At 44.9% G+C, this 21,201-nt stretch carries 23 protein-coding genes; 6 read left to right on the top strand and 17 right to left on the bottom strand.

Annotated elements, in window-relative coordinates:
• Positions 1-65 precede the first annotated feature (65 nt).
• The 4 genes from DXB63_RS03310 to DXB63_RS03295 all read right to left on the bottom strand — a co-directional run bounded on the left by DXB63_RS03310 (position 66) and on the right by DXB63_RS03295 (position 1,653).
• Positions 66-281 carry a hypothetical protein gene (locus tag DXB63_RS03310; RefSeq protein ID WP_369869572.1) on the bottom strand — a complete coding sequence of 72 codons (216 nt, stop codon included), beginning with the start codon at positions 279-281 and terminating at the stop codon, positions 66-68.
• Positions 282-432: 151 nt separating this feature from the next.
• Positions 433-660, bottom strand: coding sequence for a hypothetical protein (locus tag DXB63_RS03305; RefSeq protein ID WP_233522752.1), 228 nt, complete (start codon positions 658-660; stop codon positions 433-435).
• A gap of 8 nt (positions 661-668) precedes the next feature.
• Positions 669-1,148, bottom strand: a complete 480-nt coding sequence (locus DXB63_RS03300; RefSeq protein WP_122124953.1) for a hypothetical protein — start codon at positions 1,146-1,148, stop codon at positions 669-671.
• 10 nt (positions 1,149-1,158) lie between these two features.
• The gene (locus DXB63_RS03295) at positions 1,159-1,653 is read right to left on the bottom strand and encodes a hypothetical protein (protein ID WP_122124952.1); all 495 of its coding nucleotides are present in this window, start codon (positions 1,651-1,653) and stop codon (positions 1,159-1,161) included.
• A 277-nt stretch (positions 1,654-1,930) separates the two neighbouring features.
• Here DXB63_RS03295 and DXB63_RS03290 point away from each other — a divergent pair, with 277 nt between their 5' ends.
• Entirely contained in the window at positions 1,931-2,368 is a 438-nt protein-coding gene (locus tag DXB63_RS03290) for a hypothetical protein (RefSeq protein WP_122124951.1), read from the top strand.
• A 103-nt stretch (positions 2,369-2,471) separates the two neighbouring features.
• Here the strand turns inward: DXB63_RS03290 and DXB63_RS03285 are convergent, their stop codons facing one another.
• Both DXB63_RS03285 and DXB63_RS17870 read right to left on the bottom strand, forming a co-directional pair.
• Positions 2,472-2,693 carry a hypothetical protein gene (locus DXB63_RS03285; protein WP_122124950.1) on the bottom strand — a complete coding sequence of 74 codons (222 nt, stop codon included), beginning with the start codon at positions 2,691-2,693 and terminating at the stop codon, positions 2,472-2,474.
• A 67-nt stretch (positions 2,694-2,760) separates the two neighbouring features.
• The gene (locus DXB63_RS17870; protein ID WP_158563628.1) at positions 2,761-2,922 is read right to left on the bottom strand and encodes a hypothetical protein; all 162 of its coding nucleotides are present in this window, start codon (positions 2,920-2,922) and stop codon (positions 2,761-2,763) included.
• 231 nt (positions 2,923-3,153) lie between these two features.
• Between DXB63_RS17870 and DXB63_RS03280 the strand changes: the two genes are divergently transcribed.
• Positions 3,154-3,621, top strand: coding sequence for an HU family DNA-binding protein (locus DXB63_RS03280; RefSeq protein ID WP_122124949.1), 468 nt, complete (start codon positions 3,154-3,156; stop codon positions 3,619-3,621).
• Between the two features lie 555 nt (positions 3,622-4,176).
• Here the strand turns inward: DXB63_RS03280 and DXB63_RS03275 are convergent.
• A complete protein-coding gene (locus tag DXB63_RS03275; protein WP_122124948.1) occupies positions 4,177-6,132 on the bottom strand; it encodes a T9SS type A sorting domain-containing protein in 1,956 nt (651 codons plus the stop codon).
• Positions 6,133-6,233: 101 nt separating this feature from the next.
• Positions 6,234-7,958 carry an AraC family transcriptional regulator gene (locus DXB63_RS03270; protein WP_122124947.1) on the bottom strand — a complete coding sequence of 575 codons (1,725 nt, stop codon included), beginning with the start codon at positions 7,956-7,958 and terminating at the stop codon, positions 6,234-6,236.
• 224 nt (positions 7,959-8,182) lie between these two features.
• On the opposite strand from DXB63_RS03270, the gene DXB63_RS03265 reads away from it, so the two are divergent.
• Complete coding sequence (locus DXB63_RS03265) at positions 8,183-8,386, top strand: DUF4248 domain-containing protein (RefSeq protein WP_122124946.1); 204 nt, start codon at positions 8,183-8,185, stop codon at positions 8,384-8,386.
• A gap of 101 nt (positions 8,387-8,487) precedes the next feature.
• Here the strand turns inward: DXB63_RS03265 and DXB63_RS03260 are convergent, their stop codons facing one another.
• The 3 genes from DXB63_RS03260 to DXB63_RS03250 all read right to left on the bottom strand — a co-directional run bounded on the left by DXB63_RS03260 (position 8,488) and on the right by DXB63_RS03250 (position 11,528).
• Entirely contained in the window at positions 8,488-9,039 is a 552-nt protein-coding gene (locus DXB63_RS03260; RefSeq protein ID WP_122124945.1) for a hypothetical protein, read from the bottom strand.
• Positions 9,040-9,059: 20 nt separating this feature from the next.
• Entirely contained in the window at positions 9,060-10,112 is a 1,053-nt protein-coding gene (locus DXB63_RS03255) for an RHS repeat domain-containing protein (protein WP_122124944.1), read from the bottom strand.
• A gap of 267 nt (positions 10,113-10,379) precedes the next feature.
• Positions 10,380-11,528 (bottom strand): AAA family ATPase, encoded by a 1,149-nt coding sequence (locus DXB63_RS03250; RefSeq protein ID WP_122124943.1) that lies wholly within the window; start codon positions 11,526-11,528, stop codon positions 10,380-10,382.
• A 54-nt stretch (positions 11,529-11,582) separates the two neighbouring features.
• Here DXB63_RS03250 and DXB63_RS03245 point away from each other — a divergent pair, with 54 nt between their 5' ends.
• Positions 11,583-11,786 carry a hypothetical protein gene (locus DXB63_RS03245; protein ID WP_122124942.1) on the top strand — a complete coding sequence of 68 codons (204 nt, stop codon included), beginning with the start codon at positions 11,583-11,585 and terminating at the stop codon, positions 11,784-11,786.
• A gap of 660 nt (positions 11,787-12,446) precedes the next feature.
• Here DXB63_RS03245 and DXB63_RS03235 read toward each other — a convergent pair.
• From DXB63_RS03235 to DXB63_RS03210, 6 genes are all read right to left on the bottom strand, one after another.
• Positions 12,447-13,802, bottom strand: a complete 1,356-nt coding sequence (locus DXB63_RS03235; RefSeq protein WP_122124940.1) for a DnaB-like helicase C-terminal domain-containing protein — start codon at positions 13,800-13,802, stop codon at positions 12,447-12,449.
• A 535-nt stretch (positions 13,803-14,337) separates the two neighbouring features.
• Positions 14,338-15,285: a DUF4373 domain-containing protein gene (locus DXB63_RS03230; protein WP_122124939.1), complete on the bottom strand. Its 948-nt coding sequence runs from the start codon at positions 15,283-15,285 to the stop codon at positions 14,338-14,340.
• An 11-nt stretch (positions 15,286-15,296) separates the two neighbouring features.
• Complete coding sequence (locus tag DXB63_RS03225; protein ID WP_122124938.1) at positions 15,297-15,539, bottom strand: hypothetical protein; 243 nt, start codon at positions 15,537-15,539, stop codon at positions 15,297-15,299.
• Positions 15,540-15,663: 124 nt separating this feature from the next.
• Positions 15,664-15,840: a hypothetical protein gene (locus DXB63_RS17865; protein WP_158563627.1), complete on the bottom strand. Its 177-nt coding sequence runs from the start codon at positions 15,838-15,840 to the stop codon at positions 15,664-15,666.
• A gap of 1,496 nt (positions 15,841-17,336) precedes the next feature.
• Positions 17,337-17,651, bottom strand: coding sequence for an SH3 beta-barrel fold-containing protein (locus DXB63_RS03215; RefSeq protein WP_122124936.1), 315 nt, complete (start codon positions 17,649-17,651; stop codon positions 17,337-17,339).
• 25 nt (positions 17,652-17,676) lie between these two features.
• Entirely contained in the window at positions 17,677-17,841 is a 165-nt protein-coding gene (locus DXB63_RS03210; protein WP_122124935.1) for a 1-aminocyclopropane-1-carboxylate synthase, read from the bottom strand.
• A gap of 180 nt (positions 17,842-18,021) precedes the next feature.
• On the opposite strand from DXB63_RS03210, the gene DXB63_RS03205 reads away from it, so the two are divergent.
• Positions 18,022-18,765 (top strand): S24 family peptidase, encoded by a 744-nt coding sequence (locus DXB63_RS03205; RefSeq protein ID WP_122124934.1) that lies wholly within the window; start codon positions 18,022-18,024, stop codon positions 18,763-18,765.
• Positions 18,766-18,817: 52 nt separating this feature from the next.
• Positions 18,818-21,157 (top strand): leucine-rich repeat domain-containing protein, encoded by a 2,340-nt coding sequence (locus tag DXB63_RS03200; protein ID WP_122124933.1) that lies wholly within the window; start codon positions 18,818-18,820, stop codon positions 21,155-21,157.
• The last annotated feature ends 44 nt before the right edge of the window (positions 21,158-21,201 follow it).

The raw sequence follows: 21,201 nt of genomic DNA, 5'->3' as shown, positions 1-21,201 counted from the left end.
TATTCGCTTGCAGAATTGTAACAGTTACCGAAGTCTGTGTAAATGTTATAGGGAACTGTGAAAGCTCACAGTCCCATCTCCAGTTGTCTCAATTTTCGTTCTATCCGTGCTTCAGCGGAAGCATTGATGTAATTATAAAATGTTTTCTCGGAAATGCCGTAGACCGGCCAGATATGTCTGCGCCAGATAGCGCGGTTGCTAAGTCCCATACGGGCATACTTGTCATATATTTCATTGACTTCTTTCACTCGTTTCGCATAACTGCATCCTCTCTGTACCATAATCCTTATTTGTTTTAATAGTATTTCTATCACTCCCGGTAACCGACAAGCAACAAAGAAGCCGTCTTAATTATTAATCATTCATTGCCGATTATTAATTAAAACAACTTCTTCGTTGCTCTTAGTCTCCTTGAGTAACAACAAGTCCAAATTATTCTTTGTCTTTTTCCTTCAGTATAGTTTGAAACAACTTGAGGGCAGAACCTCTGTTGCCTCTACGCTTGCCATCTTTCTTCGTGCTTTTCACATACTTGGGCGCATCCGCCGCCATGAGCAGAAGTAAAGGGTAAGAAACGTTCCATAAAATGTGTTGTACTGTCCATCCCGTAGTACCGGCTATCTGCCAGATCAGCCCGAAAAGGCTATGGGAGCCCTCCATGTGGCCCGTTAACTCCTTTTCCTGTTTTGACGGCTCAGCTTCGGTTTCATCAGATTCATCTGTTGTGCCGAGCTGATAATAATCTTGAAAGGGCTTAAATCCAGCATATTGATCATCTGAAACCATGCTTCCTGTAAAAACAGCGGATGCACACGCCAACGCAGCCACCATGCCAAGAGACGGTTAAGCAACCATCCTTTCACCTTACCGCCCGCCATGGCATAAGCTACCATACGACTCACCGCTTTAGCGTGCAATACCATGAATTCCATGTTAGCTTCAAAATCATACTCCTTTATGTCTTCCATTCGTACACCGGTTTGCAAATAGAGCCTGCCTATCCGTAAAAGATCCCCGGTAGAAGGTGTCCGCATAACGATGCGGTGGGGCTTCCTCCGTTTATGAAAAAATCCGAGTGGGCGGATAGGTACCGCCACACCCAGATCTAACAACAACCCGGAAGCCTTTAATTCCGTAGTCTTTTCCATTACTTAAAGATTAAGCTCCTTCTACTCCTGTTTCCGGATAAGTAATTGTGTAAGGAGCAACATTCTCAGTAGCAAGAATTTCTACTTCACAATCAATGCTGAACAGCTCACCTCCGCTGATTTTGCCCGCCGGTTTTGCAGACAGGTTAGCATTAGGAATTGTAATAACATGACCGCTGGTACATTCAATCTCTACCTTTCCTACCTTGTCCTCAACAGAGCTGGGAGGTGTATATTCCCCATTTTTATACGTTCCACCCAATACGCCTTCACAATTTTTTCCGTCAAGCTCAATCAACTTGAAAGTAATGGTGTTTGTGCCCAATCCTTTGGTGATTACTTTTACCGGACCGCTTTGCACCTGAGCAGCATTGATTTTCACCTTCTCCGGTTTATCGCCAGCCCATTCCAAACCATCTTCACTAATGTAACCTAACGCAACATCATTAAACTTAAACTCATCAAGTCCATAGATGAAACTGTTCTTTTTTACATCTTCTGCCATAATTTATAAAGTATTTAAAAGTTAATAATATCCCTGCGTCCACCATCTTCATGGCATATATTCGGATCATGTCCACAGGAAGTTTTTTGTTTCGTTTTTGATTCGTTGCAAACATACGACGATAAAAATACTTCCGTCGCCAAAGTTGCAGCCGTTGCACAGGAGTATGTAACTGTTATACGCATCCTTGCAACTATTCCATGCTTTCTTGCCTGCCCGCATCTTTAATCGCACTTTTGAGGGTAGAAAACATTTATTCATTTAAAAAAGAAGAAATATGAGAAAGAAACTCTATCAGGACATCCTGACCTGTCTGAAATCACTGACAGATGAAAACGGTGCACCTCTATTCAAAACGACCGGACTTTGGAGCGGTAATTCGGAAACAGGCACACCGTCCGTCGCTATGCCTGCCGTGTTAATGGAATGTGGAGAAAGTGTCTGGAAAACATTAGGAGGAGGTAGCCAGGAAGCACTGCTCACTCTGAAACTGCATATCCTTACTGCTCCTACCGAAGATACTTCGGAAGATACATCCACAGAGCAAATCCTAAACGCGTTCGAGCTATCCGGACGTGTATATACGGCGCTGTTATCAATGCGCATTGACAGGAACGCTCCGCACAATATGCGACGAACTGCTTCCATTGCCACTTTCTCCGCAGAAGGCTTCATGGACAACACAGACACCTATCAATTACTTACGGTAGAATGATAGAGAAGAAGTCTTGAACAGCTTCGCTTGATGGGTAAAAAGGGGTGTTAAGCCCCTTTTCTCATACTGAATCAGTCTGTTCTCCATCCTTAATTCTTCATTCTTAATTATTAATTATCTTATACACCTCTTGTAATTCCCGCTTCTTATTTTCCAATTCTACATAAAGTGCCTGTCGTCTGTCCACTAACTTCACAAAAGTAGTACGGTTCATATTCCCGGCAAATATTTGTACATGGATCTCGTCCAATTCTTCCGGGATGGCATCCAAACGTTCCAGAATCTTATTAATCCTATCGATACGATGTTGTTCTACGCTGCTCATAACTTATTCCTTTCTATTTTTAGTTAATTAATATCGGTTCTCTCCTATTATTGTTTATCACCTGTCTCTATTTGCCTGTTCTTGATTCCCCATGTTCTTTCGCCCACAGCATCGCCTGATACAATGATTTGGCATACAGGGAGAGTTCTTTTATGTTGGTGATAAACTCCACACGCAGGGCAGCGCGCATGGCGGTGGCCCACAGTTCTTTGTTCGACTTCATACTCATGATGTTTCTGTTTATTAAAAGGTTATGTTATCGGTATGTTTTTGCATAAATAGGCGTGATTGTCGGGTATTACCACTGCACTGACGGAGGAACCCGCATCTTTGCATTGTCAAAATCGCGAATGAGACAAACGGATAAAAACAATTTATGAATCAGGAGAGGCGGACGGGAAGCCGGCTACCGAAAAACGGGGATCGAGCTCCCTGCCTCTCCACAAAACTTTAAAAGATTATGAGTGTAAAATTTAGTGCAGTACCTATGAAAAACCCGCAAAAGCGGGATGAAAGTCCACGTTACTATGCCTTGGCGCAAGCCCGCAGCACGGTGGATATCAATTATATCGCCGACGAGATAGCTTACTCGTCATCACTGACCGAAGGCGATGTGCTCAACGTGTTGCGTGGCTTGATAAAGATCACGCAAAAGCATTTGGCTGACGGTGACATCGTGTCGCTGGGTGATTTCGGAACGTTCCAACTCGCCGTGTCTACCAAAACGCCGACCGACAATGAGAAGGATTTCACCGCCCAGAATATCAACAAGGCACACATCCGTTTCCGTCCCGGAGTAATGCTCAACGAGGTCACCAGCTCGAAGCATCTGACGTTTGAGAAGACCGTCACTGTAAAAGCCAGACGGGAAGCGGAAAAGAAACTCCGTGAGGAAAAAGATTCGCCGGAGGTGAAGCCTACGGAATAAAAAGCTTTATTAGATAGAGAGTTGTTCAATGGAAAATTGAAAATATGACGCCCCAAACTCCTCCTCTGTTTATAGAGGAGGTGTCGCGCAGCGACGGAGGAGTTCTTTAAGTTGAACGTTACTCAATGAAAAATTAATAGTTGAAAATTAAAGGGGGAGCTAAGGCTTCTCCTTTGTTTATATAGAGGCGTGCGCAAAAGCAAAGGTTATACATAAAGATACTTTAGGCACGAATTACGCGGATTACACGGAAAAGAAGAGAATCTATATTTTTCCGCGTAATCTGCGTAATCCGTGCCTTAAAAAAGTACACATATACTTTCAGTCAATTAACGCAGAGGAATTAGCAAGAACAAGGTTCGCGGATAACGCTGATTGGGCGGATGAAGACGGATTCTTAAATTATTAATCCGTTTTAATCAGTTCAATCCGCGTTATCAGCGAACCTTGTTCTTACATCAAATGACTTAACACAGATGCGGGTCAATATGGATTCCATGACCCTTATTCACCCGCATTCCCTATATCAATACGTACTCAAAGTACCTACTCCACTCAATTCCCAACTACTGCAACTTTCGTTCTGACACCGTTCACATCCACGATATAGACTCCCGGATGGAAAGACGACATGTTCACTTGCTTTTCCTGTGTCATCAGCAGACGTGCTCCCTCTACGCTGTAAACAGCCACTTCCACATCTCCTTCCGCACGGATATAAAGCACATCTGCCACGGGATTCGGATAAACGGAAACAGAACCGTCCACTGTATTCTTTTCTAAGCCTGTACCGGCATCCGAATAGTGATATACAAACTTCCAGTAATCCCATTCCGTACCGTCTGCCACGTAGCTGCGTGTCTCTGTAATCTTATGGTATGGTCTGTCGCCAATCCACATGATTATATTCTCAGCAGGCACGGTATAATCGAAGCTGCAACCATCTCCCCAGTTAGGAATGAAAGCCTCTCCATCCCATCGATAGGCAAGTTTTTCCACGCGAACCGTATCCTGCTCGAATTTGTAGGTAAAACGACTGACATTCACCCAATCATCTTCTGACGTTCCCTGTCCGGTCTGGTAATAGGAGTCAACGATATTCTGGTTATTATCATAAATATATTCTTCACTTACTTCAGCCAGCTTCTTATTTTCAACGGTGTACTCGTATATCCAATATCTGGAGCCTTTCAGGTTGCCAGCTTCATTGTATTCGTATTTTTCCTCGTAACAGTTTACCCATGCACCTACATCCGGATTATCCTGACGCTCGAAAGCGTAAGTAATCTGTCCGTTCGCATCAAATTCTTTGGTAAGCTCTCCCTTCAACTCCTTGTTCGTATCATCTGTATAGAAGTAAGTCTTGCGGAAAAGTTTCGTACCGCCATTATCCAGTGGTGTATAAACAAATTCCATATCCACCGCCTTTTTGTAGCCCTCCAATGTTTTTGCCGTGTAAGCCACTTCATAGATTTCGCGGTTTTGATCATCATACCGGAAGTCCGTTTTCCCGTTGTAGAGCACTGCTCCGTTATATTCTTCCACGCCTACCCAAGATTGTAGCGTCTTGTTCCAGAACTTCTCTTCCTGAACCGTAATCAGGTTATTCTCGAATGTTTGTTCCACCCGGTGATGGTTCAACCAAGTTTTTGTTTCCGGCTGCCAGATGGAGAAGCTCCAATAAAGTTGATTTCCATTATCGTCATATCCATATTCTTGCTTTTCACCTGTAGGTGTCCAGTCTGTACCGTCCCATGTATAACCTTCCCAACTTGTTTGCCGGCCTTTCGCATCATAACTCACTTTATTATGATTTGCGTAAACCCACTCGGAGTTGTCCTCATCATACCGGTAAAGCATTTCTTCTATGATATTTCCACGGTCATCATACGTATAAATACCTTTTTCGGAAGGAATCCACTTGCCGGATACATAATTGGAGATAACTTGAGATATACCCAGTTTACGGTCATTATAAGTAAATTCATACTTCTGACCTCCGTCGTTGTACATCGTATTTATACCCCACTGACTGAGACAATAACTGTCTTCATCCCACTCGTAACCGTATTCTTCGGCACTTATCCACTTTTTTGTAGCATAATCCCATACGTAATTGGTACGGAGCTTTGGCAAATTCCGCTCGTCATAGGTAAAGCACTGACGGCTAAAGTTTTCGTTCGTTGAGTTTACTACGGCCACTATGCTGTCCAAACGCTGTTTCGTAGATTCTTTTGCCAATGCACGCAAGCCTGCCTCGTCCAGCCAACTACCCAGTTGCAAGCCTTCCTTGAGGGTCTGTTGAGATTCGGAAACCATTTTGGCTTTCACATCGGCAGCCGAACGCTCTTGCCGGTTTATACCCACCCGTTCTGCGGGTTGCTGGATTTTCATTTTCAGTTTCAGAGGTTCCGACTTCAGGTTATTCCCAAACGGATTTACTGTGTTTCCATTTCCTGCCCATACAGATACTGCCAGACATACGCTAAAAAGTAAAGCTATTCTTTTCATAAGCTCAAGTTTTTAATTTTTTGAATGAAATAATTTGCTAGCAATGCATAGGGCAAACGTAGAGATTATTATTTCATTCTCCAAATCCGTCTTTTTTCAATTCATGAATTGCAAAAAGAAACACCCTCTTCCCGTGCCATTTTCTGGTAAATGGAGGGAGGAATACCCGTTATCTTACGAAAGGCGCGGATAAAAGTGGACTGTGATTTATAGCCTACGCTCTCCGCTATTGCCTGAATCGTATAGTTTCCGTAGTGCTCGGCATCCATCAGACGCACCCGCGCTTCCTGAATACGGTACTCGTTGATAAAGTCGCTGAAATTCTTCCCGCAGTTCTCGTTAATGACCTGAGAGACGTATTTATAGTTGGAGTGCACCAGTTCCGCCAGGCGTTCCAGTGAGAAGTCTTCCTCGCAGAAAGCTAGCGTCTGCTCCATCACTTCCTGAATGGACAGGAGCAGCGATTGCTTCTGTTCGTCATTCAGTTTGCTGGTCTGATACTTCGCGGATTTACCGTCCGACCCATCTCTGTCCGATTCGGAGAGTATCTCCGTCTGCCGCTCCTTATAACGCCCCAACTCCGACTGCAACGAAGCAATCTTCTGTTCATACTCTTTGCAACGCAGTTTCCTCTGCGCATCCGAGAGCAGTACCTTCTGGTTCATCTGGAAAAGGTTGTGATACGAGTTCTGGATGCTTTTCTTCTGCCGGTACACCACGAACAGCAGGGCGGAGATCAGGAGCAGACCGATTGCTATGCCCGACAAAGCCCGGCGTTGCTGACGCACTTTCTCCTCTTTTATCTTCCGTGCTATTTGCAACTCGGTAATCTCTTGGTTCGTTTTTTCCAGTTCATAGAGAAACTGCATGTTCCTGATACGGTAAAACTCGCGGACGTTGTAGATGGAGTCCGTGATAGACAGGAATTTGCTCTTGTAATAGTGGGTTTTCCGTTCGTCCTTATCCTTATAATAATCGGAGTAGACTTTCAACGTCTGCACATAAAGCTGCGTGAAATCATTCTTCCGGGCAAGCTCGTTGCACAGCCCCAAATAATGCAGGACGGAATCCTGACGCCCCAGCAATCCGTACGTCTGATAAAGTTGCTCGTAGGCGTAACAGCGATATTCCGGCAGATGGGTATAATCGGCGGCTTTGGAAAAATAACGCACCGCTTCCTCATACTTGTTCTCACTCGCCAAAATGAGTCCCCAGTTAAAGTATGAAATATAAATTTTAGTCGTATCGCCCGGTTGCATCAGCTTCTCGGCCATCTTATAATACTCTTTCGCCTTGTCCGTCTCCTTGATAAAGCTGCACATACCCGTCAGGTTCGAGAGCAGGTCGCATTCCACCTTCCGGTTGGGGTATTTCTCATGGAAACCGTAGCCGGTCTCATAATAATTGATTCCCCGTTCATAATCGCCGAAGATGCAGTAGATGTTCCCGATGTTCTTGTAAAAGAGCATCAGATCGGGTTTATTCTTGCAAGATTCACAGATTTTGAGTCCGTTGATATACATTTCCAAAGCGTTCGTATAGCTGCCCTGTTCGTAGTACACATCCCCGGCTTTCAGATATCCGGTGGCACACTCTTCTTTCTCCTCCTCGCTCATGCCCTCACGGAAACGCCCATAGACAATGGAGTAGAGCACGATTGCCGTATCCGTATGCCGTTCTCTCAGGTAGTTGTCTCCCCGTTCGATCACTTGCCCGGACGAGAGGTTCTTCACCTGATTCAACAACGTATCATAGGTTTCCTTATTCTGTGCCGAAAGATTGGTCGTCACCCATAACAGGAGAAACCATGCAAAAAAATACCTCATAGTAGTTCATTCCGTTTTACCTACGCAAATGTATAGTAAAACTTCCAATTATGAGTCGCGGAGGAGCATATTTCTTCAGAAAAAAAGCAGACTTACACCGATATGTCCCGTAAACCGCCAAAAACAAAAGCCCGGAAACGGTTCGTTGTCCGCCGTCCGTACGCCTTTCTCCATTCATTATTTTTTTGTATCTTTGTAGGTATAAAAACAACGATAACACAATTATGAAAGCAATCTATCTGAGCGACCTCGCCCTACAATATTTTCCTCACAGCACCTCTCGTAGCGCGGTAAGTCAACTGCGCCGCTGGATCGTCCTGAACTCCGACCTCACCCTCCGCCTCAAGGAGCTGCACTATCACACGCACCAACGGGCGTTGACGCCCTTGCAGCACGAAGCCGTAGTGGAGTTTCTGGGAGAGCCGTGAGAAGGAGGAAGAACCGTGACTGATTTTTCCCCTCTCCACTTTAGGAAATGTCCAAACAAAGCATAGCCCCGTCAGGGGTGAATTTCCCGTCGCTTCATTTTTCAGTATGTACCGGCAATGTTATTATGCAGCGCGTTATGCCGTATCTTATAGTCATACTCTTTCAATACTCCATCCAGCTTTTTCCTGTACACTAAGGTGGTATATCCTCTCTTAAATGAATCACGCAACACGCTAGAACCGTTTAAACCGATATATTCAACATTTGTAAAGTAGTCAATGTCTCCTATGATAATGATACAGTTTTTCAATTTATCCTTATCAGAATATGGTTTAATGCATGTCTGATTCCCGTTTTTATAATACCAAATTCCCTTTATGGTATCTATCGGTAACTCTTCCTGTTCAAAATGAGTTTTACTTATAATGCCTTCATCCGAAAATATAACATCGGTAAATGCCGGTTTATAATACTTGTAGGTAAACCATATCACACTTATAACCGATACCAGCAAAATAAGTACGGAGATAAAACTAAGTGCATTGGCAAATAGAAGTACCAAAAAGATAATAAATAAGACTATAGTCAAAATGGCTATAATGATTTCGAGGACTTTACCGCCCGGCATGTGGCTGAACTTTTGTGTGTGCATATTGTTTTAAGTTTAAGTTTTTATTCTTCGTAATACGTAAAGACACGCTCGACATAAGGTTTCAGTATACGCCCGAGTCCTGTGCCAAAATCAACATAATCTTTGAAATTCTTTGTTTCAATCCAGTTACCATTCGTATCATAGTCGTAGTCCTGAAAGTCTTTGCAGAGTATTTCAAATCCCGGTTTCTTGTCGATCGGCCTACCTTGTTCATCGTATTTTTCTTGCACGATACTATTGCGGACAACCGTTTTCAGTTTGCCATTCGGATAGTATTCACGTTTACACCAAGACTCCAGCTCTTTATTACCTTCATCGTCAATCCTGTATTCTTCCACAACACGGTTACTGTCACTGTATTCATAGATGAAGTGCGTTTCCGGCATATCGGGGCTCAGCAAATCATACACTTGAGTCTGAGCCAACAGGCCGTTTGCATCGTATTCATAGACTGTCTTTCCCGACAGCTCGCCTATACTATAAAACTCCCTTTTCTCGACCAATAAATCGTGTTCGTTATAATCATATTCGATCATAGCCGGTTTGTAAATCGTGCCGTCTACCTGTTTCGTACGGATAAGATTCCCTCTGTCGTCATAGGTATTTATCTCCCCATGCAGATCACTATACATGACTTCCAACAGCTTCCCGTCGGTATTATATTTGTAGACAACCGTATCATTACTTTTCGGAGAGCTGAGTGCACGTGTATATCCCCAATCCTCATAGGTATAACCGATCTTCCGGATAGCATTTTCTTGCTTGTCGTATTCGTTATATTGAACAAGATTGCCGTCGATATTGAAGCGTAAATGGCAGTGGTGTATTCCGTCCTCTTCCCATTTCTCACCCTTTTTGAATTTCACAGAGAAGAAAGAGGATGCATTCTCCGGGCGATAATAATAAATATCCAGCGTTTTGACTTTTCCATTCAGCCCCATCCTGTCTTTATCGTTGCTGACCGAGTCTACTGCTTGGGGAATAATATATTTTGAAGGAGACTGCCGGCATCCTGTAAACATGGACACGATAAAACTCCCAAAAATCACAAGTATAACTATTTTATTCTTCATGTTTTCTTTGTGCTACAACATTCGTATATTATCAGCAAACGAGCTCACCCATTACCGGCAGATAATTCAAAAACGAAGAAATTCGTTTGGCAATGAATTTCATGTGCAAAGGTATAAAAAGGTTATTACCTGCCAAAAGAGAGAGAGTTTTTTATGTTCCGACTATCATTGCTTGACGAATCAAAAGAGTTTTTAATACCCAAGAACTCTCTTTCTATTCATAGAGGAAGTTCCTATACATTATAGAATAGATACCACTAAACAATATTAAGCTCTTTGAGCTTGAAGTTGGCACTGCTGAAGATAGTGCTTAGCTTCTTCGTTAGGATAATTGAGGGTATAAAGATCGAATCTGTCATCGTAGGATGTGATTGTAAGAAAGCCACATTGGTAGAACATCTTAATATAGCTCAGAGATAAGTAGCTCATCATTAAGAATCCACCAACCTCTACGCCTTCCAAATCCCGAAGGTCATAGTCGCTACCCTTGAGCAGCTCCACGAGGAAGGTCGGCGTACCGGTGGCAAACCAATAGTAAGCGAATGCTTGCTTGGATAGGGCATTGAGCACGCTGAACGGGTTATAGACCCCTTCGGAGTTCTGGCAGAAGTGGTAACCGTCATACGTTCGACGCATACGGTCACGGATATTCTCGTAGGCGACGTTCATTTTCTTAGCAAGGCGTTCCATGTCGGGACGGAAGTTCGCCTCCATCTCCTCATCGGTGATACCGCAGATAGTAGCATATCGCTCATCCATACTGATGTCTTTCAGCTGGTTAAGGTCGCTGAACACGCTCACCTGTCCGAACTTGGTTACGCCTGTCAGGAAGACAAAGCGCAAGTAAGGGTCGGCACTTTTTAGTACACCGTAAAAGGCTTTGAGGGTGTTACGATAGTCATCGCCCAACGGATCGTTGCCGATGGCTTGCAGCATGGGTTTGTCATATTCGTCTACGAGGACAACCACTTGTTTGCCTGTTTGTTCATAGGCACGACGGATGATGCCGTAGAAGCGGTCGGACGGAGAAATCTCGCGTGAGTCCGCTCCATAGATGCTCTCGTAGATGCTGAGGTAACGGTTCAGAATTAGGCTGAGTCCCTCCGGGCGGTCATACTTCTCGGCATTAAGATCCATGTGCAGCACGGGATAGACCGTCCAATCCTTTTCCCACTGCTCGATGGCAAGGCCCTTGAACAGATGCTTCTTGCCCAAGAAATAGGCTTCGAGAGTGGAGAGCAGCAGACTTTTGCCGAAACGACGCGGACGACCGAGAAAGTAGGCACGACCATAGGTTGCCATACGGTAGACGTCAGCAGACTTGTCAACATACAGGAACTCGTCATTGCGTAGTTTCTCGAAACTCTGTATCCCGATGGGGAACTTGCGTAGCGGAAGGAAGTCGTTTGCTGTCATATCGATAGATGCTAATCGGAAATTTGGTTATAATTTATTGCAAAGATAACAAAAATGGTGATAGCTTGGTTCCTTCACCGAGCTTTTTTATGTCCTGTCACCACCGCCGAGCATTATCCGATAGACAGAGGAGGAGCTTTAACTTCTCTCCCTAATTTCCAATTAAAGAAAGCCATAAAGAGGAAAAGCCGATGGTTCGCGGATAACGCTGATGGAGCGGATGAAGACGGATTTCCTTTATTATTAATCCGTTTTTAATCAGCCCAATCAGCGTCATCAGCGAACCTTGTTTTCTAAAAAGCTATCGGAACTTATAAAGAGAAAAAGCCGATGGTACACGGATAACGCTGATGGAGCGGATGAAGACGGATTCCTCTTTTATTATTAATCCGTTTTTAATCAGCCCAATCTGCGTCATCAGCGAAACTTGTTTTCTAAAAAGCTATCGGAACTCATAAAGAGAAAAAACCGATGGTTCGCGGACGACGCGGATGGAGCGGATGAAGACGGATTTCCTTTATTATTAATCCGCTTTAATCAGCCCAATCAGCGTCATCAGCGAACCTTGTTTTCTAAAAAGCTATCGGAACCCATAAAGAGAAAAAGACGATGGTTCGCGGATAACGCGGATGGAGCGGATGAAGACGGATTCCGCTTTTATTATTAATCCGCTTTAATCAGCCAAACCAGCGTCATCAGCGAACCTTGTTTTCTAAAAAACTATCGGAACTCATAAAGAGAAAAAGACGATGGTACGCGGATGACGCGGATTCAACGAATAAAAACGGATTCCTCTTTTATTATTAATCCGCTTTAATCAGCCAAACCAGCGTCATCAGCGAACCTTGTTCCCTAAAAAAACGCTCCCCTAGGCACAATTCACTCTCAACTCCAAATTCTCAACTTATTTAACCACTCCTAAAACGGCTCCTCCTCCTCTCCCTCTCTCTGCATGGGCACTTTGTCAAATTCATAAAAGTGAGTGGTGAACATGTCGAAGCCGCAGATGAGTTTGAGCAGACCGATGTTTCTGCCTTTTGCCACGTCCAACATCGCCGTACCGCCGGTGACGGCATTGCGGAAAGGCTGCGGGTACTGCTTCCCGTACACCTCGGGGCGGTAGATGAGTATCACCACGTCCGCCGCTTCGGCTATCTGGCCGGAATCACGCAGACGGTTGAGCGAAGGTTGCGGATTTTGCGAGTCGCGGTTCAGCTGTGAGAGGGCTATAATCCACACGTCCAACTCCTTAGCCAAGTTCTTGAGCCGTCGCGCCACGTCCGCCATCTGCTGCTCCTTTGTGCTCCCTTTCATGTTCACATTGAGAATTTGGAGATAGTCGATTACCACGCCCGAAATGCCATATTTCAGTTTCATGCTGCGGATGGAAGTGAGGATGACATCCACGTTGGAAGTGCTGCGATCGTCAAAGTAAACCTCCCTGTCGAGTACCCGTGAGACGGTTTCGTCCACACGAGCCAGCTTCACCGGAGGGAGCTGTCCGTAGAGGATTTCGTTGGGCGGGATGCCCGACTCGATCGCCATCATCCTCGCGGCGATCTGCTCCTTTTTCATCTCCATCGAGTAAAACGCCACCCCGCATCCGGCACTCATCACCATCTTTATCGCCAACGAAGTCTTTCCCATCGAGGTTTCTGCGGCTATCACCACCAAATCCGACTTTTGCAGACCGCCCGACTTGGCATCAATCTCACGAAATCCGGTGGGATTGCCCGTCAGTGCCGACTCTCCCGCCAAATTCCGGTCTATCTGCCGGTAGACGCCTTCCACCGCCTCACGCACCGTAGCCACGTTATTGTCGGCATACGTAAGCACATCGTCCAGCCTTTTCCTAGCCTCGGAGAGCACATCGACAATGTCGCTTTCCTCCGAGAAACAGTTGGCGCAGAGGTACTGACCGATGTCGTAAAACCTCCGCCGACGCTCCTTGTCGTGGATCAGACAGGCATGCTGATAGATGTCGAAGCTCACGCTGCCCGCCACGAGCGCGAAACGGTAGGCGTCAAAATCGGACGTCTGTTTGCGCAGTTCGTTGCACACCATCACCATGTCCGGACGGTCGCCGCGCTCGCTCACTGCCAGTATCGCCCGATAGATTTGTTGGTGAAACTCGTCGTAAAAGGTGTCCGGCGTCAGTATCTCGCGCACCTCGTCGAGTGCGGAACGCTCGGTCATAATCGTGCCCAACACCAGTTTCTCCGCTTCAAAATCATGGGGCATCTCCCTGTTATTGTTATTTTCTTTGGTTTTCATAAGACTTGAATTAGTGGAAAATAAAAAAGCCGATGGTACACGGACGACACGGATGGAGCGGATGAAGACGGATTTCTTTTATTATATAATCCGTTTTAATCAGCCCAATCTGCGTCATCAGCGAACCTAGCTCTTCTAAAAGCTATCGGAAATAATAAAGATTTTTTAGGCGCGGATTACACTGATTACACGGAAAAGATCGTTATATTTAAAAAAGCCGATGGTACACGGACGACACGGATGGAACGGATGAAGACGGATTCTTCTTTTAATTATTAATCCGTTTTAATCAGCCCAATCAGCGTCATCAGCGAACCTTGCTCTTCTAAAAGCTATCGGAAATTATAAAATGTAAGAACTCCTCCGTCACTCCGTGACACCTCCTCTATAAACAGAGGAGGAGCTTAGGATAGCGTCGCTTGGCGAATCAAGAGGGTGTGCGCCCCCAAAAACTCTCCCTCTGTTTATAGAGGGAGTACCCCGAAGGGGGGAGGGAGTTCTTTCTATTGTGGAAAACGGTAAACGAAAGAACCCCCTACCCATACTCCTTCTTCGCCCAGTTCAAGACCGTTCGATAGAGGTTGGTATATCGCTTGCGGAGATCCTTCCGGTTCTCAATCTGCTCGATGATGTCCGCAATCTGTTTGCCCGTATATTTCTCTTTCAACTTATTAAACTCTTTTTCAGTAAGTTGGGATGTGAAATGCTGAGGATTGCTGCAATAAGGCGCTTTCTTTTTTATCCACTCTTGGAAGCGGACAAAGTCCGAATCTTCCGTGCCGGAACCCACCGCTCCTTTTGCCGTTATATCTGCGAAAAGACTACCTGTATCGGCATTTCCGGCATGCGACACCTCGTTCGGACACGCCTCTGCGGGAGGGGGACAAACGGGAGAAACGGACAATTCCGGCTTTACAGAGACTTCTGTCGAATCCGCAAGGGCAAATGAAGAAGATTTATCTTCTTTCTTATCTCCGTAAGGAGATTCTTTCTTGTTTACTTTACTTTCCTCTACTTTACTTTGCGACAAAATGTCGACATTTTCTCCCGCTAAATCGACATTTTCTTCCAACACACGTACATGTTTCATTTCAGACACGTCGATCAGCAACAATTCCTTGTAGACGTCCACCCGTCTTCTGCGATAGGCAGCCTCGAAAAAACGTTGCTGTATGCCGACGGAAGTCAGCACCCCGAAACGTTCGAATATCTCCCTGTGAAAAAACTCCCTCCGAACCAGCTCGTTCACCACACCTACCACCATTGGGTAATCACACTCGCCACCAATACGTTTGGCAAAAAGCAACGCTTCGTCCTCACCGAACTTGCAACAATATCCCGTGCTGTAAATCCGGCAGAGCAGACGTATCACGACATTCTCGCCTTTCATCCCGAACAGTGCGCCGACAAACTGAATCTTGTCATTCTCAAAAAAAGACGTATCAAAGGGGAAATAGTCCAATCCTTTCTTCTTAACAGCCATATTGTAATGTTTTATTTAATCCGTAACACAGTGGTATAACCGGGACACACCACCTCCGACACACGAAACTTGAGGTCCATCCTGCCTTGCAGCTCTTTCGTGAGACGGGCATACCGGTTTCTGCGCGACGCCTCCGTCCGGACACCGTTGTGACGGCTCTTTTCGTAAGGAATCTTAACAACGTCGCCCACCTCCATCCGGTCGAACACCCCCGTGGTGGTATAATCCTCTGTAATCTCGATAATCTTTTCCATTCTTCCATCATTTTAATACCGTCCGCACCCGCCCCTGCGGTATGGTTTCACTGCCGGCCGGGACAGTTCACCGCCGTATGCAGAGGGTCAAGGACTACCACTTTCCGGGTGCAACAGTATTGATTTATTTAAACATATCATCCAACTCTCGTTCCAGCCTTTCCCTGTTCCGGCTCATGCAGACGGAAGCCGCCCCAAACACCAGAAAAGAGAGCCAAAACAGCCCGTTAAGGCTCACACAGGTAGCCAGCATCACCAAAAATGCCGTTACCCAAACTGTTATTAAAGGAATTGCTTTCATACTTTTATCAATTACATTGTTAATTACGAATTATGAATTATGAATTACGAACGATGTAAAACGCTTCGCTCTCAACTTAGAGAAAAAGCCGATGGTACACGGACGACACGGATGGAGCGGATGAAGACGGATTTTCTTTATTATTAATCCGCTTTAATCAGCCCAATCAGCGTCATCAGCGAAACTAGCTCTCTAAAAACTATCGGAAATAATAAAGATTTTTCAGGCGCGGATTACGCTGATTACGCGGAAAAGATCATTTGTATTTGTCCGCGTAATCCGTGTTATCCGTGCCTGAAAAAGAATTAAACAATTCTCAACTCTAAACTCTCAATTTAGAAAAAGCCGATGGTACACAGACGACACAGATGGAGCGGATAAAGACGGATTTTCTTTCAATTATTAATCCGCTTTAATCAGCCCTATCAGCGTCATCTGCGAAACTTGCTCTCTAAAAACTATCGGAAATAATAAAGATTTTTCAGGCGCGGATTACGCTGATTACGCGGAAAAGATCATTTGTATTTGTCCGCGTAATCCGTGTTATCCGTGCCTGAAAAAGAATTAAACAATTCTCAACTCTAAACTCTCAATTTAGAAAAAGCCGATGGTACACAGACGACACGGATAGAGCGGATAAAGACGGATTTTCTTTCAATTATTAATCCGCTTTAATCAGCCCAATCAGCGTTATCAGCGAACCTAGCTCTCTAAAAACTATCGGAACCCATAAAGAGAAAAAGCCGATGGTACACGGACGACACGGATGGAGCAGATAAAGACGGATTTTTCTTTATTATTAATCCGCTTTAATCAGCCGAACCAGCGTTATCAGCGAAACTTGCTCTCTAAAAACGCTCCCTTGAGCGATAGCAATCGCCCTCTTAGGCGTTAGCAATCGTCCCCTTGGGCGATGACGATCGCTCCCTTGAGCGATAGCGATCACTCCCTTAGGCGCAATTCACTATTAATTCTCAACTCTCAATTCTTAACTCTCAACTTATAACAGTTCCCGCAAACCGGTCCGACCGGCACTGCACGCAGAGAGCTTACGAAACCGCACGCCCTCCTTGCGGGATTTTATAAAAACATCTCAGCGATACGGACACCCACCCCGCATACTCGCCACCGTGAGGATGATTCTTTCGGCGCTGAAATATCTTGTCACAACAGACGGCCCATGAAGGTCATCGCATCCCTGCTCGCTCCTACTCCCGTCTGCCTGTTTGGAAATTGCCCGGCTTGTTACACCCGATAGATTATACTTGCCACCCTGCCATCCGCCCCCTTCCGGACCTGTAAACTTGCTTCAAACGCCGTACACTTAATCGGCATCTTACTGAAAACAATACGTCAGTATCCGTAAGGCAAACCTCCTGCGAGCGGAAGCAACTTAATCCTTACAATTTCCTATTTATGTATAAGTACGTCAAAGATCACTTCTTTTTCAGTGGACAGGCGGAATATTCCCTACATCCTCTCCTGCCCTTGCGCGGCTAGTACACGGTAATCAGGTTGCCCGCCTTGAAGCTCCTGAACTCTCCGGCTTCGAGGTCGAAGTAGCACACGGTTTTGTAATTCTTCTTTCCCGTGCCTTTCACCTTTTCCGAAGCACCTTTCAGCGTGCCCGTAGCCCTCCTCACCCTGCCGTCCGCTTTCCGGTAAGTGAAGGACACCGGGCCCTCCCTCAGCTTTTTGAGCAGACGATAAATTCTCCATGCCTCCATCAGGCACTCCGACCAGCTTTCCGGCCCGCTTCTCCACATCTCGTGCGCCGTCATCATGACTCCATGTTTGTAATTTTCCTTCATAACCCGTTACTGTTTTTATAGGTGATTAATAATTGTACCCGTAATATTTCTCCCAGAAATCTATCTCCTCCTCAAAAGAAGACAGGCACTCCCGCTTCGTCTCCTCATACCTCTCCAGCACCTCCACCTCCGTCATCAGCAACACCTGCTGATACTCCCTGCACATCCGGTTTAAATCTTCTCTCGTCATCGTTTTAAAATAAATTTGCGATTCCTTTGCTTTTTCAATACTTTACAATTACCTTTGTTGCGCACCGTTGTAACGATCCGACAGTGCAAATATACTAGAAGTTCTATATCTAGCATAGTATTTCTAGTTAATATAAGTTAAGAAGCTAGATTTTCTAATAAACCAAAATAGATATTCTATATGACACTTCGTGAGCGAATGTTCTATCTGATTGATAAAGAAGGTCTTAACCCGAATCAGTTTTATACAATCTCAGGATTAGGAAACGGCTATCTCGACAAGGTAGGTGAAACATTTAGGAAACCGACCATCGAAAAGATACGGCAAAGTTTCCCTCATTGGAATATGGACTGGATTTTGAAGGAAGAAGGCGAACCGTTTATAGAAGTTCTAGAAAAACCGAGAGAAAACACGGAGAGAATCCGGGAAAACCTGGCAGACAGAGTGCCCAACACCGCCCACGCGATAGAGAGCACCGGATTTATGAACGTGCCTCTTATACACGTGCGCGCGCAGTGCGGGTACCTTAACGGTTATGAGGATACGAACTACATCGAAAGCCTCCCCACCCTGCCGGTGATTGTAGACAGGACTTATCACGGGCAATACCGTCTGTTCGAAGCGGAAGGCGACAGCATGGATGATAACACCCGCAACGCCATTTGTGACGGCGACATCGTGCTGGGACGTGAAGTGCAACGCCCCCTATGGCGCTACAAGCTCCACATCAACGACTGGTACTTCATCATCGTGCACCGCACGGACGGCATCACCATCAAGAAAATCACCGAGCACGACGTGGAGCACGGCATCATCACCTGCCATCCGCTCAACGAAATGTTCAAAGACTTCAAAATCTGTCTGGACGAAGTAGCCGAACTCTACAACGTCATCAAGATTGTAGACCGGAGCGCAAGGTTGTAGTCAAAACCTCGCTCTCCATTTTTTATAACCAAGCCACCAATACTCAGATTCTATGATACGACATTTTACACTCAGACTGTTTTTACCTATCCTGTGCGCATTCATTTTCGCGCAAGTCACAAAAGCCGACGAGGTTATTATCGGGCAATTGAAGTACCGGTTGTATGATAACTGGACGGCAGAGGTTTCATCAAAAGACGAGTCCATCAGCGGAGATATTGTTATTCCGGGTGAAATCACGTACAACGACAGTAAATATGCAGTTACCGGAATTGGAACTTTCGGCTTCACTGCTTGTGAAGGCATCACCTCAATTACACTTCCTGTTAACTTGACCTCCATTAGAGCCTTATCTTTCAACTATTGCTCCAATTTAAGAAGTTTCATCGTTCCGGAAGATAATCCGACATTCTGTTCCATAGACGGTGTGGTATTCAGCAAGGATAAAACGGAAGTAACCGTTTTTCCTCCGGGTAAGTCCGACAACTACAATATTCCCGACGGAACCTCTAAGATTGGCAAAACGGCATTTTTTTATTGCACAAATCTAATCTCCGTAACGATTCCCAACAGTGTGTTATCCATTGAAGAAGAAGCCTTTAAAGGATGTCAAAGTCTGACAAACATAACGTTTCCCAATGGTTTGACAACAATCGGATATTCAGCCTTTGAAGGTTGCAAAGGATTAACCGCTATAACGATTCCCGCCAGTGTCACTTCAATTGCTCCGGACTTTATAGAAAAACCGGGTAGATATGGTAGCAATATGTGGGCTTTCAGCGGTTGCAAAAATCTAAAGAAATTTACGGTAGCGGATGATAACCCCAGATATTCAACCATTGACGGAGTCTTGTTTAACAAAGAAAAAACGGAACTGATAGGTTATCCGAATGCCAAATCTCCAACTTATTCTATTCCCAATAGTGTCATTACCATCGGAGAGAATGCTTTTGAAAGATGTTCAGACTTAACCTCCGTTGTAATTTCCGCCAGTGTTGCAAAGATTGATAATTTTGCTTTCACTTATTGCTCCAGCTTAAAATCGGTTACACTGGGTAAGAATGTTACCTCTATCGAATTCGGAGCTTTCTATAATTGCGAAAATCTGGCATCCATTAATATACCCAACAGCATAACTGTGATTAATTCAAGTACATTTGAATATTGTAAAAGCCTTACTTCCATCAATATACCCAACAGTGTACAAACAATCTACAGCCACGCATTCGATGGTTGTGAAAACCTGTCTTCTATCAACATTCCCAACAGCGTGATTAATGTGGATTATGATGCTTTCAAAAATACCGCTTGGTATAACAATCACAAAGACGGGCTTATCTATGCAGGACGGACATTATATGAATACAAAGGTACAATGCCCCAAAACACAACGATTGAGGTGATGGAGAACACGGTTTCTATCTGCGCAAAGGCTTTTATGGATTGCACAGGGCTGACTTCAATCACTCTTCCCAAAGGTCTGACATCCATTAATTGGGCATCATTTCAGAATTGCACAGGATTAAAAGAGATTCACTCGGCAAACCCTACTCCTCCAAGATGCACTAATGAAACGTTCGGGGAAACAGACGCGTCCAACTGCGTTCTTTACGTCCCGTTCAATTCCGAAAGAAGCTATCAAAATGCAGACGGATGGAAAACATTCACCAATATCCGATCCTGCTATTTTGCCTCTGCCAGCCAAACAGCAGGAGGAAAAGTGACGATCAATAACCAGACGATAGGAACGTTAGGACTATCACGCGGAGAATCCGTCACATTCAAAATCACAGCAGACCAAGGTTATTCCATCGACAAAATAACCCTGAACGACAAAGACATCACGAAAAAGCTGATTAACAGCCAATATACAGTTAGCTCTGTCGATGACAACATGAATCTGGATGTCGTATTCAAGAAAGACCAGATAAATATAACCGCCATTTATAACCAGTTGCAAGGAAAGGTCAAACTGAACGACGAGATTATCTCGAACAAGAAAGTCATGCAAGCCTACGAAGAGGCGGTCTTCATGATAATCCCCAACAACGGTCTTGTCATAAAACAAGTTTTGGTGAACGGGCAAGACGTAACATTCGACTTAGAGAACAATGCTTTCTACACGATTGAAAAGCTGACGGAAGACATCGAACTGAAGGCTTTCTTTGATAAGCCGTCCGATATCGCCCTCACCCCCGAAACCGACCGACCCAACATATACGCCGCACACGGCAAGGTGGTCATAGAAAACGCCCCGGAAGGAGAGAAAATATCAATCGTCAATCTCACCGGGCAGCTCGTATATCAGGGTATGGAAACCGAGATACCGTTGGGCAGAGGGTTGTACCTCGTGAGAATAGGAAAGACAGTAAAGAAAGTGATGGCAGAATAAAAACTCAAAACAAAAGATTCTATAAAAACAAATTTAAATAAACA

This window comes from Bacteroides sp. OM05-12, assembly GCF_003438995.1.
Lineage (GTDB): Bacteria > Bacteroidota > Bacteroidia > Bacteroidales > Bacteroidaceae > Bacteroides.
This window is presented reverse-complemented; position numbering and strand designations above follow the sequence as displayed.

Bases quoted from the DNA above. Each gene is read 5' to 3' on its own strand.
- DXB63_RS17865 (WP_158563627.1), bottom strand. From the start codon at position 15,840: ATGAAAGCAATTCCTTTAATAACAGTTTGGGTAACGGCATTTTTGGTG.
- DXB63_RS03260 (WP_122124945.1), bottom strand. From the start codon at position 9,039: ATGCACACACAAAAGTTCAGCCACATGCCGGGCGGTAAAGTCCTCGAA.
- DXB63_RS03210 (WP_122124935.1), bottom strand. From the start codon at position 17,841: ATGACGAGAGAAGATTTAAACCGGATGTGCAGGGAGTATCAGCAGGTG.
- DXB63_RS03280 (WP_122124949.1), top strand. From the start codon at position 3,154: ATGAGTGTAAAATTTAGTGCAGTACCTATGAAAAACCCGCAAAAGCGG.
- DXB63_RS03235 (WP_122124940.1), bottom strand. From the start codon at position 13,802: ATGAAAACCAAAGAAAATAACAATAACAGGGAGATGCCCCATGATTTT.
- DXB63_RS03290 (WP_122124951.1), top strand. From the start codon at position 1,931: ATGAGAAAGAAACTCTATCAGGACATCCTGACCTGTCTGAAATCACTG.
- DXB63_RS03295 (WP_122124952.1), bottom strand. From the start codon at position 1,653: ATGGCAGAAGATGTAAAAAAGAACAGTTTCATCTATGGACTTGATGAG.
- DXB63_RS03225 (WP_122124938.1), bottom strand. From the start codon at position 15,539: ATGGAAAAGATTATCGAGATTACAGAGGATTATACCACCACGGGGGTG.
- DXB63_RS17870 (WP_158563628.1), bottom strand. From the start codon at position 2,922: ATGAGTATGAAGTCGAACAAAGAACTGTGGGCCACCGCCATGCGCGCT.
- DXB63_RS03230 (WP_122124939.1), bottom strand. From the start codon at position 15,285: ATGGCTGTTAAGAAGAAAGGATTGGACTATTTCCCCTTTGATACGTCT.
- DXB63_RS03300 (WP_122124953.1), bottom strand. From the start codon at position 1,148: ATGGAAAAGACTACGGAATTAAAGGCTTCCGGGTTGTTGTTAGATCTG.
- DXB63_RS03285 (WP_122124950.1), bottom strand. From the start codon at position 2,693: ATGAGCAGCGTAGAACAACATCGTATCGATAGGATTAATAAGATTCTG.
- DXB63_RS03275 (WP_122124948.1), bottom strand. From the start codon at position 6,132: ATGAAAAGAATAGCTTTACTTTTTAGCGTATGTCTGGCAGTATCTGTA.
- DXB63_RS03205 (WP_122124934.1), top strand. From the start codon at position 18,022: ATGACACTTCGTGAGCGAATGTTCTATCTGATTGATAAAGAAGGTCTT.
- DXB63_RS03215 (WP_122124936.1), bottom strand. From the start codon at position 17,651: ATGAAGGAAAATTACAAACATGGAGTCATGATGACGGCGCACGAGATG.
- DXB63_RS03200 (WP_122124933.1), top strand. From the start codon at position 18,818: ATGATACGACATTTTACACTCAGACTGTTTTTACCTATCCTGTGCGCA.
- DXB63_RS03250 (WP_122124943.1), bottom strand. From the start codon at position 11,528: ATGACAGCAAACGACTTCCTTCCGCTACGCAAGTTCCCCATCGGGATA.
- DXB63_RS03255 (WP_122124944.1), bottom strand. From the start codon at position 10,112: ATGAAGAATAAAATAGTTATACTTGTGATTTTTGGGAGTTTTATCGTG.
- DXB63_RS03265 (WP_122124946.1), top strand. From the start codon at position 8,183: ATGAAAGCAATCTATCTGAGCGACCTCGCCCTACAATATTTTCCTCAC.
- DXB63_RS03310 (WP_369869572.1), bottom strand. From the start codon at position 281: ATGGTACAGAGAGGATGCAGTTATGCGAAACGAGTGAAAGAAGTCAAT.
- DXB63_RS03245 (WP_122124942.1), top strand. From the start codon at position 11,583: ATGGTGATAGCTTGGTTCCTTCACCGAGCTTTTTTATGTCCTGTCACC.
- DXB63_RS03270 (WP_122124947.1), bottom strand. From the start codon at position 7,958: ATGAGGTATTTTTTTGCATGGTTTCTCCTGTTATGGGTGACGACCAAT.
- DXB63_RS03305 (WP_233522752.1), bottom strand. From the start codon at position 660: ATGGAGGGCTCCCATAGCCTTTTCGGGCTGATCTGGCAGATAGCCGGT.